General features: G+C 66.8%; 15 protein-coding genes. 8 read left to right on the forward strand and 7 right to left on the reverse strand.

The genetic code is table 11. From position 1 onward, the window contains the following. Position 1 precedes the first annotated feature (1 nt). Positions 2–649: a dihydrofolate reductase family protein gene (locus tag ACYVI5_RS18095; RefSeq protein WP_460581473.1), complete on the forward strand. Its 648-nt coding sequence runs from the start codon at positions 2–4 to the stop codon at positions 647–649. A gap of 48 nt (positions 650–697) precedes the next feature. Here the strand turns inward: ACYVI5_RS18095 and ACYVI5_RS18100 are convergent, their stop codons facing one another. Further along, positions 698–2,374 carry an alkaline phosphatase family protein gene (locus ACYVI5_RS18100; protein WP_460581474.1) on the reverse strand — a complete coding sequence of 559 codons (1,677 nt, stop codon included), beginning with the start codon at positions 2,372–2,374 and terminating at the stop codon, positions 698–700. 184 nt (positions 2,375–2,558) lie between these two features. Here ACYVI5_RS18100 and ACYVI5_RS18105 point away from each other — a divergent pair, with 184 nt between their 5' ends. After that, positions 2,559–3,074: a P-loop nucleotide/nucleoside kinase family protein gene (locus ACYVI5_RS18105; RefSeq protein ID WP_460581475.1), complete on the forward strand. Its 516-nt coding sequence runs from the start codon at positions 2,559–2,561 to the stop codon at positions 3,072–3,074. 103 nt (positions 3,075–3,177) lie between these two features. On the opposite strand, the gene ACYVI5_RS18110 is transcribed toward ACYVI5_RS18105, so the two are convergent. Then, entirely contained in the window at positions 3,178–3,648 is a 471-nt protein-coding gene (locus ACYVI5_RS18110; RefSeq protein ID WP_460581476.1) for a hypothetical protein, read from the reverse strand. Between the two features lie 171 nt (positions 3,649–3,819). Here ACYVI5_RS18110 and ACYVI5_RS18115 point away from each other — a divergent pair, with 171 nt between their 5' ends. After that, positions 3,820–4,179: a hypothetical protein gene (locus ACYVI5_RS18115; RefSeq protein WP_460537318.1), complete on the forward strand. Its 360-nt coding sequence runs from the start codon at positions 3,820–3,822 to the stop codon at positions 4,177–4,179. 24 nt (positions 4,180–4,203) lie between these two features. On the opposite strand, the gene ACYVI5_RS18120 is transcribed toward ACYVI5_RS18115, so the two are convergent. Continuing rightward, positions 4,204–5,073, reverse strand: a complete 870-nt coding sequence (locus ACYVI5_RS18120; protein ID WP_460537316.1) for a LysR family transcriptional regulator — start codon at positions 5,071–5,073, stop codon at positions 4,204–4,206. 92 nt (positions 5,074–5,165) lie between these two features. On the opposite strand from ACYVI5_RS18120, the gene ACYVI5_RS18125 reads away from it, so the two are divergent. After that, a complete protein-coding gene (locus ACYVI5_RS18125) occupies positions 5,166–6,380 on the forward strand; it encodes an MFS transporter (RefSeq protein ID WP_460581477.1) in 1,215 nt (404 codons plus the stop codon). A 45-nt stretch (positions 6,381–6,425) separates the two neighbouring features. Here ACYVI5_RS18125 and ACYVI5_RS18130 read toward each other — a convergent pair whose 3' ends face one another. Further along, entirely contained in the window at positions 6,426–7,355 is a 930-nt protein-coding gene (locus ACYVI5_RS18130) for an NADP-dependent oxidoreductase (RefSeq protein ID WP_460581478.1), read from the reverse strand. An 88-nt stretch (positions 7,356–7,443) separates the two neighbouring features. Between ACYVI5_RS18130 and ACYVI5_RS18135 the strand changes: the two genes are divergently transcribed. From ACYVI5_RS18135 to ACYVI5_RS18150, 4 genes are all read left to right on the forward strand, one after another. Next, entirely contained in the window at positions 7,444–7,938 is a 495-nt protein-coding gene (locus ACYVI5_RS18135) for a MarR family winged helix-turn-helix transcriptional regulator (protein ID WP_460581479.1), read from the forward strand. A gap of 48 nt (positions 7,939–7,986) precedes the next feature. Then, a complete protein-coding gene (locus ACYVI5_RS18140; RefSeq protein ID WP_460581480.1) occupies positions 7,987–9,165 on the forward strand; it encodes an NAD(P)/FAD-dependent oxidoreductase in 1,179 nt (392 codons plus the stop codon). Next, entirely contained in the window at positions 9,162–10,148 is a 987-nt protein-coding gene (gene sigJ, locus ACYVI5_RS18145; RefSeq protein WP_460581481.1) for a sigma-70 family RNA polymerase sigma factor family protein, read from the forward strand. Before ACYVI5_RS18140 ends, sigJ begins: the two co-directional genes overlap by 4 nt. A gap of 107 nt (positions 10,149–10,255) precedes the next feature. Beyond that, a complete protein-coding gene (locus ACYVI5_RS18150) occupies positions 10,256–11,125 on the forward strand; it encodes an SDR family oxidoreductase (protein ID WP_460581482.1) in 870 nt (289 codons plus the stop codon). 117 nt (positions 11,126–11,242) lie between these two features. On the opposite strand, the gene ACYVI5_RS18155 is transcribed toward ACYVI5_RS18150, so the two are convergent. From ACYVI5_RS18155 to ACYVI5_RS18165, 3 genes are read right to left on the reverse strand one after another with little or no spacing between them, the layout of a single operon-like run. Next, positions 11,243–11,854 carry a cation diffusion facilitator family transporter gene (locus ACYVI5_RS18155; protein ID WP_460581483.1) on the reverse strand — a complete coding sequence of 204 codons (612 nt, stop codon included), beginning with the start codon at positions 11,852–11,854 and terminating at the stop codon, positions 11,243–11,245. After that, positions 11,851–12,270 (reverse strand): hypothetical protein, encoded by a 420-nt coding sequence (locus ACYVI5_RS18160; protein WP_460581484.1) that lies wholly within the window; start codon positions 12,268–12,270, stop codon positions 11,851–11,853. The genes ACYVI5_RS18155 and ACYVI5_RS18160 overlap by 4 nt, the downstream gene beginning before the upstream one ends. Before the next feature lie 59 nt (positions 12,271–12,329). After that, a complete protein-coding gene (locus ACYVI5_RS18165) occupies positions 12,330–12,995 on the reverse strand; it encodes a cation diffusion facilitator family transporter (protein WP_460581485.1) in 666 nt (221 codons plus the stop codon). Between the last annotated feature and the right edge of the window lie 266 nt (positions 12,996–13,261).

Consider the following 13,261-nt stretch of genomic DNA (forward strand, 5'->3'; position numbering starts at 1 on the left):
CATGACACGAGTTCGAGCCGACCTGTTTCTTTCCCTCGACGGATATGCCGCCACCACGGAGCCGACTGCGGACAGCCCGATGGGCGAGGACTGGGATCGCCTCACGGCGGCATACATAGCGACTCGCACGTTTCGGAAGATGGCCTTCGGCGACACGAGCGGCGCCGGCACCACGGGTGTCGACGAGAGTTACGCTGCCGCGTTCTTCGACGGGATCGGTGCCGAGATCATGGGTGCTGGGATGTTCGGCTTGCACTCTTTCCCGGACGACCCGGGCTGGAAGGGCTGGTGGGGCGACGAGCCGCCGTTTCACACCCCGGTCTATGTGCTCACTCACGGGGCCCCGCGTGAGTCGATCGCGATGGCTGGCGGCACGACCTTCCACTTCCGCAATGACCCAGTCGAGAAGGTGCTGGCCGAAGCGACTGAAGCTGCAGCGGGCGAGGATGTCCGTGTCGGCGGCGGCATCGGCACTGCGCGCGAGTTCCTGCTCGCCGGGCTCGTCGATGACTTGCACCTCATGATCGCTCCTGTCATCCTCGGCCGCGGAACACGGCTGTGGGATGACCTCGGCGGGCTCGAGCGCACGCATACCGTCACCACGGAGGTAGCGGAAAGCGGCACGATCCACGTCAACTTCACGCGATAGGGGAATGCGTCACAACCATCGCGCGAGCAAGCTCGCTAGCCGCTCGGCTCAGTAAGTCACGCCGCCGGGCAGGATCACCGGCGGGCGCGGCCGCTGACCGAAGTCGAAGTCGGCCGCGATGTTGCCGAGCTCGGGGTTGTTCTCCCGCACGTCGGGGCGCGGGTCCGGTCGCCCGTCGGTGGCCGGGTCCAAGCGCTGTCCGTGCAGGAAGTCGTCCTCGATGAACTTCACATACGCATCGTGACTGAGCGTCTGATGGTCGATGAAGCCCTTGCGCGCATACGGACTGATCACGATGGCGGGCACGCGCAGCCCGTATCCGTTCTGGTCGACGACCGGGGGTTTCACGTGGTCGTAGAAGCCGCCCCAGTCATCCCAGGAGAGGAAGATCGCGGTGCTCGACCAGTCCGGGCTCTTCATGACGGCATTGATGAGACCCGTCACGTAGGCCTGGCCGGCGCTGACCTTCGCCGGCGGATGCTCGCTCACCTGACCGCTCGGGTCGATCCAGCTCACCGCCGGCAGGGTTCCCGCTTTCACGGCCGAGTAGAACTTCGTCAGTGACTGGATGTTTCCCAACTGTCCGTCCTGCTTCACGGTGTCGAAGTAGGGGAGCGGGTTCCAGATGCCCGGCGTCTTCGCGTTCTGCTTGACGGGCGCGCACGTCATGGCCGAGTCATCCTCACAGTCCGGCTCCGTGCCGTTGAACACGTAATAGCCCCATGACACCTTCTGCTTGTGCAGCAGGTAGGTGAGATCCGTCCACGCGTAGTCCGGGGGTGCGAGCGCGTTGGATGCCGCGATCAGCTTCTGCTTGAGCGCGTCGGGCAGCGTCGCCTTGTCCACCGCCGCCTGGCAGGTGGCGAGGGAGTCCTTCGCGGTGCAGTTCCGCCGGATGAGCGCGTGCAGCTGCGCGGCGACATCCGGGGTGATGCCGATCTTGGTCAGCTGCGCCTGGCACGCCGGCTTCGCCATGCCGCCGCGGCAGGCGCCGATGAGGTTCTTCTTGACGGCACCGCCGAAGTCGGGTGGGTTGCCAGGGCTCTGCAGCGCGTTCACGCAGCTCTGCGGGTCGCCGGCCGTGCTGCACTTCGCCGACCACTCCGAGACCATGTACAGGTGCGAGGGCAGGCTCCACGACGCATTCGACTCGAACAGGTGGTCGTCGAGAACGAAGTCCTTCGCGTAGGTCCAGTAGTTCGGGATGTCCGCGCCGGTCTTGTATCCCATGACATCGGTCTGCGTTCCCGCGGCGCACGACGGCGCATTGGGTGCGCACTTCTTCTTCGCCTGCTCGGCCTGTGCGACGAAGCCGTCCATCTTGCCGCCGTCGATGTCGGCAGTCGCGTTTGCAGCGCCGTGCGGTCCGCCTGAGTTCACGTCCGCCGAGTCGTGGAACGGCTTGTCGCAGGCGCCCGTCGCGGGATCGGGCGCGCAGACGGTAGGCGTTCCGTTCGACATCGGGATGCCGTCGGCGCCGGGAAACGTGCCGAAGTAACTGTCGAACGACCGGTTCTCCTGCATGATGACGACGACGTGTTTGATCTTCGAGATGCCCGCTTCCATGCCGGTTCCCACAGTTCCGGACGGCTGCGCGGTGGATGCCTGCGAGACGCCGAGCGCGTGGACCGCGGCGAAGTCCGACCGCACTCCGAAGGCGACCCCCAGCGTGACCGCCACGACCGCCAGGATCGTGACGACCCCTGCCGCGGTGATGGACATCATCCGGTGCGACCGGATCCACGATCCGAGCCGAGACCGCCGAGAACGAGCCGGACCTGTCATGCGTCCACGATCATCCCGCCGCGGCATCCGCGGGTCAGAGTTTCGTAAAGAGAGCGTTAGCGCTTCCTGATACGCCGCCGGCGGGGTGCGACCGACGGCCCGATGTGACCGAGGACGATAATGGGTGGCCGTGACTGATGTGCTCGTGCTGCACGGCTCACCCGGCTCGGGGAAGAGCACCCTCGCGCGGGCGCTCTCCGAAGCGCTTCGGGCGGCGGATGTCGCGCACGGCGTCATCGATATCGACGAACTGAGCCTCGTGCACCCGTACCCGGGCCGATGGTTCCCGCGCGAGAACCTTCGTGCCATCTGGCCGAACTACGTCGACGCCGCACCCGACATGAAGCTGATCATCCCGATGGTGTTCAACGACGAGGAGGAGGTCGAGCTCGTTCAAGCGGCCATGCCCGGGGCGAGGCTGCTGATCTGCGAAACGACCGCACCCCTCGCCGTGCTGAAGGAGCGAGTGACCGAACGCGAGCCCACCGAAGAGTGGGCGACAGCGCTGCGCCAATGGGTCGACGTCTACCATGCCCGGTCCGATCACGACCGCATCCGGCACTTCCAGGTGGTTACCTATCCTGCGACGGTCGACGAGTCCGTGCACGAGATCCTGGAACGAACGGGCTGGATGCCCTGAGCCGGGCGCAGGCGGGGTTCTCTAGAAGCCGCACGTGTGCCGTGTGTCTCAGCTCCGGCGAGTCGGGAGTCCGCACCCGCATCTTCTGAGACACCTGCGACGCTCACCTGAGGACTCGGGTCACGGCCTGTCTGGATCCGAGGCTGGTGGGCGAGGTCGCCGCACGGATGTACTCGATGCCTTCTGGCCAACGAGCGATGTGCTGGCCATGTGTCGCCTCGTCGTAGCCGATGTAGGTCACCCCTTCGATTTCGACGCGGAACAGGGCGAACCTCCCCACGACCGGCTGCCAGCCGAGTTGCTCGCCCGCGGCGGATGCATAGCGTTCCTGCACCGATATCTTGTGCTCCTGGATCGCTCTGCCGACGATCTTGATCTCGACTCCCGGCTCCGGGCCCGTGACGATGCTGTTCAACACGATTCGTTCATCGCGGGCCAGGTCCAGCGCCTTCTTGGACTTGAGCATCATCGACAGCCACAGGTCATCGTCCATGATCAAAGGTTCCACACCGCTGATCCGCGCGATGCCAGCACGTCGGACGGTGCCGATGAAAAGGACGCCGGGCTCGATCAACTTCTGGTTCGCGATTGCGCCGAGCGCCGGTTGCGCCGAAACGAGGTCCGACCATCTCATGCGCGTGACTCTAACGATCCCGCCCGACAGCCTGATGGCGGCCGCTGTGCTCCTCGTCGTACACGGCGGTACGGTGGAGACCCTTACGAGACCTGCAAGTAGCAGCTCCTGATGAGCGTTTCCACGGCACCGATCAAGGCCACGATCACGATCGACGAGCTCGCTCGCGTCGACATCCGCGTCGGCACCATCACTGCGGTCGACGACGTCCCCGCCTCCAACAAACTGGTACGGCTCACGGTCGACCTCGGCGACCATCGGCGCAGCATCCTCGTCGGCGTGAAACAAGAACGCGAGGACCCGACGGAGATCGTCGGCCGGCAAGCACTCGTCGTAGTCAACCTCGCCCCGCGCCGGATGGCCGGCGAGTTGTCGGAGGGGATGCTGTTCGACATCGGGTACTCCGACGGCATCACACCGGTGCTCGCCACACCCGAGGTTCCGGTGCCGAACGGAACCCGGGCGGGCTGAGCACACGTCGCACGTGGCCCGCCGTCAGTAGGCAGCGATCAATCGTTCGACCAGGGCACGGGCCGCCTCACTCGGCGACGTTCGCGTCACGACGCTGAACTCCCAGTCGATGCGTTCTGCCAGGGAGACGACGACCGCGTCAGTGCCCGGCGGTATGAGCAGTTCCGGCAGAAGCGCGACACCGAGTCCAGCGGCGACGAAGACCGGTATTGCCGCAGTCTCGGTCGCTTCGATCGCGACATCCCGACTCACGCCGAGGCCGTTCAGGGCGCCGTCCAGGATGTCACGGTTGCCGAACCCGACAGGCGCGTCCACGAATCGTTCCTTCGCGAGGTCTGCCAGGCTGATCGTCTTCTGCCTTGCGAGATCGTGCCCGGGCGGCAGCAGCGCTACATACCTGGTGATGGCCAATCGGTGCGTGGCGAGGCCGGTGGCCGCGGAGGCCGGCAGCCCGAACAAGCTGAGGTCGAGGCGACCACGCAGCACGTCATTCGCGAGTTCCCTCGAACCGGTGGGGGACGAGCGAAGACGCAGGTCGACGAGCGGATGTTCGCGGTGGAACTCTCGGACCACCCGGGGCAGTGCGAGGTAGCTGACGTTCGAGAACACTCCGATACGCAGCTCACCGCGTAGTTCCCCGCGAGGGTCGGCAGCGGTGCGGGCGCGCGCCTCGGCGTCGGCGATGCCGCGCAAGGCCGGCAGCACCGATTCGCCCGCCGGGGTGAGGCGCACACCCCGCTGGTCGCGCTCGAACAGCACGGTGCCGAGGTCCCTTTCGAGTGCTTGAACACCCGCCGAGACCGTGGACTGCACGGCGAATACCCGTTGGGCTGCGCGTGTGAAGCTCAGTTCGTCCGCCACCGCTATCGCGTACTCCACCTGCCGAGTGTCCATGGGAGCAGCATAGGGAGTGAATCGTCGTTATCGATGGCAACCATCGTTTACGTTCGTTGGACACGATGACGCCGATCGGCGAATGTTGTGTCATGACATCGACGACCACGAGACCCACGCCGGCTTCGGCGGGCAGGCGTGTTCCGCATGCTGCAGGGTTCTGGATCATCGCGCTCACCTTTCTCACCGAGATGGCGTTCTGCGCCCTGCCGACCCCGCTCTACGCGATCTACCAGCGGAAGGATGACTTCCCCACCGTCGTCCTGACCGTCATCTTCGCGGTGTATGCGGTCGGAGTCATGCTGAGCCTGTATCTCGCAGGCCACGTCTCCGACTGGATCGGACGGCGACGGATCATCCTCGCCTCCCTGCTCCTGAACCTGCTGGCCGCACTGCTGTTCCTCGTGTGGAACGACGTCGCTGGCCTCATCGTGGCGCGCTTCATCTGCGGCCTCGGAATCGGCATCCTCGCGGCCGCAGCGACCGCGCACCTCGACGAGTTGGGAACCGTGGCCCGCCAGGCGAGCGGGCGTGCAGCGCTCGTCGCCACGTTCGCGAACCTCGGCGGCATCGGCCTCGGCCCCTTGGTGGGCGGACTCATCGCCTCGTGGTCGTCGGCACCGCTGGTCGTTCCGTTCGTAATCTTCGCCGCGCTTTTCACCGCGGAAGGCATTCTCGTCGCCTTCGTTCCCGAGACGGTCGAGCGCCGTGCGGTGCGTCCCTCGTACCGGCCTCAGCGCATCGCCATACCTGCCGGACGTCGTGGCGCGTTCTGGGCTGCGGCCACAGCTGCGTTCGCCGTTTTCACGGTGTTCGGCACGTTCATGGCACTCTCGCCGACGTTCCTCGTCAGCATCCTCCACCAGCGCTCTTACCTGCTGGCGGGCCTGGCGCCCTTCGTCGTGTTCATGGCCGCAGCGACGGCGCAGATCGTCACCGCGCGCCTCGGGGTCCCCGCTCAGCTCCGACTCGCCATCGCACTGGCCGTGTTCGGGCTCGCGAGTGTGGCCGTGAGCGCCGTCGTTGCTTCGCTCGCCGTGTTCCTCATCGGCGGCGGGGTCGCGGGCGCGGGCATCGGCATCCTGTTCCGGTGCGCGCTCGTCACCGCCGCAGCAGCAGCCGAGCCGGGACGCCGAGGCGAAGCACTTGCGGGTATCTTCCTCGTCGCCTACGCGGGATTGACCCTGCCGCCCTTGCTCACGGCCGTCGCTCTCGGATTCTGGCCGGCGGTTGCCGTGCTCGTCGGCCTCATGTCGCTCGGCGCGCTTCTCGTCGCCGTCTCCGGCGCCATGATGGCGGCGCGGTGAGGCGTCACCGAGATGCCCGGCCGGCAACCCAGCCCCCGGAACGGCTCAGGGGAGGACGATGACCTTCCCTGCGACGAGACCGGCGGCGGCCTCTGCGTGGAGCGCGGGCAGCTCCGTCAAAGGGATCCGTCGCGTGACCTCGACGACGAGTGCGCCGGCGTCGACGAGGGATACCAGTTCGGCGAGGCGCTCTCGGTTCGGGCGAACGAACACCGTCGACGCGCGCACCCCTCGGGCTTCGTCGCCGGGGGTGGCCAAGGGCGGGATCGTGTTGACAACCACACCGCCGTCGCGTACGGCGGCCACATACGCGGTGAGCTGTTCGGGCTCGATCGACGCGAGGTTCAACAACACGTCGACCTGCTCATCGACGGCAGCGAGCAGGTCGGTGTCGGTGTGATCGATGATCTCGTCCGCTCCCGCGGCGCGGACGAGATCGATGCTGCGCGGACTGGCCGTCGCAATGACGTAGACACCTGCCCGCTTGGCGAGCTGGATAGCGTACTTGCCCACCGCACCACCGGCGCCGACGATCAGCACTCGCTGGCCCGGCTCGAGCCCTCCGTCGTCGAAGAGCGCCTGCCACGCGGTCAATGCCACGGACGGCAGCGCCGCGGCATCCGCTAGCGGGATGCTCGTAGGCGCGGCGACGACCGCTTCGGCAGGAGCGATGACGTAATCGGCCGCACCGCCGTTGCGCTCCAGCGGCAGGAACCCGATCACGGCGTCACCGATTGCCACCTCGTCCACGCCCTCACCGACAGCGTCGACCGTGCCGGACACGTCATAGCCGGGGACGTGCGGCAACTCGATCGGGACGGGCATGGCTCCGGCCCGCATACCGGCGTCCGCCGGGTTGAACGCTGACGCTGCGACCCGCAGCCGCACCTGCCCTGCACCCGGGTTCGGCTGTTCGACATCGTCGTACCGGAGAACCTCAGGTCCGCCGACTTCGTGGAACTGCACTGCCTTCATAGTCTCACTCCTCGCCTTTGTACTTCGAATTCGAAGCAGTTCGACGATAACACTGCTTCGACTTCGAAGCAACTAGTAGAATCGGAACATGAGCGCTACGCCCGACGCCCTCACTCCGACGCAGCTGCGCGCGTACTTCGCACTCACCGAGGTCGGCAATCTGCTGCGCCCAGCGGTCGAGAAGCAGCTTCGCGACGACGGCAGCCTCAGTTCTGTGCAGTTCCAGCTCTTGGCGAGGCTGGGCGACTCTCCGGGGGGTCACGAACGGATGACCGACCTCGCGGACGGCGTCGTCTACAGTCGCAGTGGTTTGACATACCAGGCGCAACTGCTCGAGCAGCGCGGTCTCATCACCCGTTCTTCCTCCCCTGAAGACGAGCGCAGCACCGTCGTCACGATTACTGACGCCGGCCGCAACCTGTTGAGTTCCGTGTTCCCCGGCCACGTCGAAACGGTGCACGAACTCCTGTTCGCGCCCCTCACGGACGAAGACGCCGGCGACCTAGCCCGCATCCTCGGGCGCGTCAGCGAGCACCTCCGCGCAGCCCCGCCACGCTCAGCCGCCCGTCGTCGAGGAAAGTGACGACGCTCGGCGATGTCCCAATCCGCCCCGCCGTCTCGTCGTACTGGTATGGGAAAGCATCGGATCATCGTTCTGGGCGGCGGCTACACCGGCATCGTGGTCGCCGGGCAACTGGCGCGGCGAGTGCGGGCCGACGAGGCATCCGTCACCCTCGTGACGAGCAACGAAACGCGTGACGAGCGGATGCGCTGGCATCAGCTGGCGACCGGGCAGCGGTATGCACTGCTGCCGGTTGCGGATGCCTTGAAAGGCTCGAGCGCAAAGCTCAGGGTTGCTCAGGTGGAACGCATCGACCTCGAGCGGCGCTGCGTCGTCACGGAGAGCGCCACGCTCGAATACGACTCGCTCGTCATCGCCCTCGGCAGCGTCATCGACTTCCGCGGGGTGCCGGGGGCGCACGAGAATGCGCACGGTCTCACCGGCGTCGCTCACATCCGCGAAACGGCGCAGGCGCTCGACGCGCTGCCCGACGGCGCGCCCGTGGTGGTCGTCGGCGGTGGATTGACGGGCATCGAGTTGGCGACCGAGGTCGCCGAAACGCACCCGGGGCTCCGCGTCTCGATCGCGAGCTCGCGCGCCCCTGGCGACTGGCTGAGCCCGTCCGGCCGACGGCACCTCGAGCATGCCTTCGACCGATTGGCGATAGAGCGGTTCCTCGGACGCGTGGCACGCATCGAGCCCGACGCGGTCGTCTTCGATGACGGTCGCGAGGTCCCGTCGGCGCTCACGTTGTGGGCGGGCGGGTTTCGAGCGAATCCGCTTGTCGAGGCATCCGGACTCGATGTCGACGAGCTCGGCCGCGCGTACGTCGATGCGACGTTCCACGCCGTCGGCCACCCTGAGGTGCGGGTCGTCGGCGATGCGGCGCGTCTGCCCGGACCCGACGGGGTGCCGCTGAAGATGGGTTGCCGCACCGGCGCCTTCATGGCGATCACCGCGCCGAAGAAGATGGCAGCGGAACTCGCCGGTGAGGATGCATCCGCATTCTCCGGCCGCTATTTCGCCGAGTGCATCAGCCTCGGACGACACGATGCTCTGCTGCAATGGCTGACGGCGGAGGGAAGGGCGATCGACCGCATCGTCACCGGCCGCGCCGCCAGGTTCATGAAGGAATACGTGCACCGAGGCAACCTGTTCGTGGCCCGGCATCCCGGACCGTATCTGCCGATGCGGCGAACGCACGTGCTGGTCCCGTCGAACGGCCACCGCGAGAAGATCGAGGCATGACCGAACTGGAGTCGCTGCGTCGTGTCGCGTTCGGTGCGGCCTACCGCATGCTCGGCTCCGTCACCGACGCAGACGACATCGCCCAGTCGGCCATCGAGCGGATGCTTCGCCTCACCGACGCAGACCGGCCCGCGAACCAGGAGGCGTGGCTCACCACGGTGGCGACACGGCTCGCGATCGACCAGCTGCGCTCTGCGCGTGCCCGTCGCGAGAACTACGTGGGCGAGTGGCTACCGGAACCCATCGTCGGCGAACTCCCGAACGCGTCGCGCGACGCGTCGGAGCATGCGGAACTCGCCGAAGAGTTGTCCTTCGCGTTCCTCGTGCTGCTCGAGACACTGACACCGACCGAACGTGCCGCGTTCCTGCTCCACGACGTGCTCGACTACTCGTACGACGAGGTCGCCTCGGTGCTCGGCCGCTCCTCCGATGGCGCGGCACGCAAGCTGGTGTCGCGAGCGCGGGCTCGAGTGTCGGGGCGCGTGCCCCGCTATCCCGCGTCAGCGGCGGAGCACGAGGAGCTCGTCTCGCACTTCATCGCGGCGGTGGAGTCGGGTGCGGTGGGCGAGTTCGTCTCGCTGCTCACGGATGATGTCGTCGCTATCAGCGACGGTGGCGGAAAGGTTCCGCCCGGCTTCGCCATCACCCGGCCAGTGCAGGGGTTCGACGCGGTGTCCAAGATGCTGGCATCGTTCGGTCGGAGGGCGGTGTTCCCCGTCCACGTCGAGCCGCATCCCGTCAACGGCGGGCCCGGTGTCGTCATCGTCGCCGATATCCCCGTCGGAGGTGGTGTGCTCGCGGTCATGTCGCTCGAGCTGCGCGACGGAAGGATCGCCGCCATCCACGGCGTCGTGAACCCCGAGAAGCTGCAGCACCTCGTTCCCTCACTGGGACGACTGGCCGACTTCGACGCGGTGCGCGACGCCGAAAAGGCTGGGCACGCGCAAAACGTGCATCACGCCCGGCGCCCTTACGGGCACTAGAACCACATCGCTCAGGATGCGTCCGCGCCGACGATGTCGTCCTTAGATCGGGAAGTAATGCGTCGGCGAGCGGGTTCTGACCAGTGACCGATCGAAAGGAACCTCGCATGACCATCGTCATCACCGGTGCAACCGGGCACCTCGGCCACCTCGTCATCGAATCGCTACTCGAGCGCGGAGTCCCCGCATCGCAGATCCGGGCGACGGGCCGCAACACCGAGCGCTTGGCTTCGTTCTCCGCCCGCGGCATCGAGACCGTCTTGGCCGACTTCGACCGCCCCGAGACCCTGGTGCCGGCATTCACGGGTGCGGAGGCGGTGCTGCTCGTCTCGGGTTCGGAGGTCGGCAAGCGCGTCGACCAGCACCGCAATGCGATCGACGCCGCGCGCAAGGCGGGAGTCGGCCGCGTCGTGTACACGAGCGCGCCGCATGCGACGGACAGCGACCTCGTACTCGCACCCGAGCACGCGGAGACAGAACGGCTTCTGGCGGCCTCCGGCCTGCCTGTGACCATCCTGCGCAACAACTGGTACACGGAAAACTACGCCGGCACGCTCGAAAGCGCGGCGGCCACGGGCGAGATCATCGGCAGCGCCGGAACCGGACGAGTCGCCAGCGCTTCGCGTCGCGATTTCGCCGATGCGGCCGCGGTCGTGCTGACAACCCCCGGTCATGACGGCGCTGTCTACGAGCTGAGCGGCGACGTCGCGTGGACGTTCCACGACCTCGCCCGGGCCGCCGGATCGCTGCTGGGTCGCGAGGTTCGCTACCGGGATGTAACGCCCGAGGAGCACGCGGCCATCCTGACCGCAGCGGGTCTCGACGACGGCACGGCGGGATTCGTGGTCGCGCTCGACGGCAATATCCGCGACGGAGCCCTCGCCGATGTCACCTCCACGCTCAGGGACCTCATCGGCCGGCCGACCACCCCGCTTGCGGAGGGCTTGGCCGCGACTCGCGAAGAGAACGCCGCGTAACCGGATCACTCGGCGCTCTCCGGCCGCATCCGGCGACACCGGATGCCTTCACCATCGAATGACGTTCGGTCGCGAGAATCCGTGGTCGGTCGCCGGTGGATCCACCACGCGCCGAGGTCATAGGTCTGGTTCGGTCCGCGTCGTGCGGTAGATGTCGATGGCTTCGCGGACCGCGTAGTACACGATGACGAGGGAGGCGGCGGAGTCCGCCCACCACCATCCGAGCACGGTGTTCAGAAGCACACCGAGAAGGACGGCGCAGGCCAGAAGTCCGTCGATCATCGTCACGTGCCCTTCGGTGCGCAGCACGGGATTGTTCAGAGCACGACCTGTTCGGGTCTTCAGCCCGGCGAGTGTGAACATGCATATTGCGGTGATGGCAGTCCAGACGATGCCGGCGATGCTGGCGCCGGGCCGGTGCCCGGTGAGGAGAGCGATCGCGGTCTGCACCAGGAGGTAGACCGCCAGTGCGATGAACGCTGCACCGATCAGTCGCAGCGCGATTCGCTGCCGTTGCTCGCCGGTGCCGGACAGTTCCCACAGCACGACGATGCTCGCGCCAATCTCGATGAGAGAGTCCAGACCGAACCCGGCCAGAGCGACCGAACCCGACGTGATCGCCAGAACGGCCAGCACGACGACGCCGACGACGTTCCACGCCAGCGTGATCCCCTCCAGGACGAACCCGGTTCGGAGAAGTCGGGCGTGAGCGTGCCTGGTCCCTGTCATCGATCTTTCTGTCGTGTTACGAGAGCCGCTGTCCGGCGCCCGGCATGGGTTCCTGGCGGGAAGACGCTCCGGATCGGGAGCAGAAGACCGATCAGTGAGAGGGCAATGAATGCGTACTGGTGGACGTGGTCGGTGCCGGGCGGCAGGTGGAAGATCAGGTGGGCCGCCCAGAAGACGGGGTAGAACCAGATCGCCCACCACGCCCATTTCTCGCGCCGTCGGTAGGGGATCAGTGTGAGCAGGCCGCCGTATAGGCCGAGCCCGATGCAAGCCAGCCCGTCTGCGGTGTAAAGCAACTGGCCGGCGCCCGATGGGACGGCGATCACGATCACGCCGAACACGAGGATGCCGAGGCTGACGACCGCCAGGCAGATCCAGCCGATCCGTAGGAGAACGATGTCGGTTTTCTGACTCATCACCGCGGAGTCGGTCCACGGCATCCTGTTCCCCCTCTGCGTGGGTGTCCCCGGTGCTGTTAGTCGTCGTCGAAGTCGACGTCTTCGCCGCGCAAGGCCGCCACGGCCTTGATCAATAGTCGCACCGCGGCGATCGCGATGACAGCGGAGATGATCAACGCCAGCACCGGGTCCAGCCAGTACAGGCCCTCCGTGGCCAGGATGATGACCCCGGCGATCGCGACGCCTGCGGCCGCGGAGGCGTCCGCGAGGGCATCCAGCAGAACGGAACGCATGTGCAGATCCTCGGAGGCGGCCGAGGCGCCGAGCACCCAGGCTCCGGCCAACATGACCAGGATCGTGATCACGGCCACGATCACCACCGGCAGCCCCTCCACAGGCGACGAACCGGCCAGCAGCCGCGCCGCCGCCTCGATCACCACTGAGACCGTGACCGCCAGCAGCAGCACTGAGTTGATCAATGCCGCAATGGCGATCGGCCGGTGCGCCTGCGGGTGGTCCGGGTCGCGATCGCGCAGCGTAACCGCGATCAATCCGATGACCAGCCCGAAGCAATCACCCACCGTATCGCCGGCCGCGGCGAGCACACTCACCGAGTTCGCGGCAATGCCGACCACGACCAGGGCGAGGATCAGTGCGCCGTTCAGTCCCAGCACGATCGACAGCCGCCGGCGCTGACTCCACCGCGATGTCCTACCCCGGCTTTCCAGCCCCGCGTTCCGCACCTGGCGATCATAGGCAATGCGGTATTTCCGTGTCCGGATCGCGCTGAGGAGCCGAGGCTTCTAGGGCTTCCTCGAGGCGTTCGCCGGCCACGAGACGGTCGACGATGCACCCGAGGTCGCGCGCGGAATCGCACAGTCCCTCGGGCGCAGCCTCACCTAACAAGCCCACGCCATCGCCCGACACCTACATGTCGGTTCCAAGCCGCGATGAGCTCGAAGGATCGCTCCCACATCGGCGGATTTCAGCGGGTGTGAAGCTTTGATAT

The sequence above is a fragment of the Humibacter ginsengisoli genome (genome assembly GCF_054780095.1).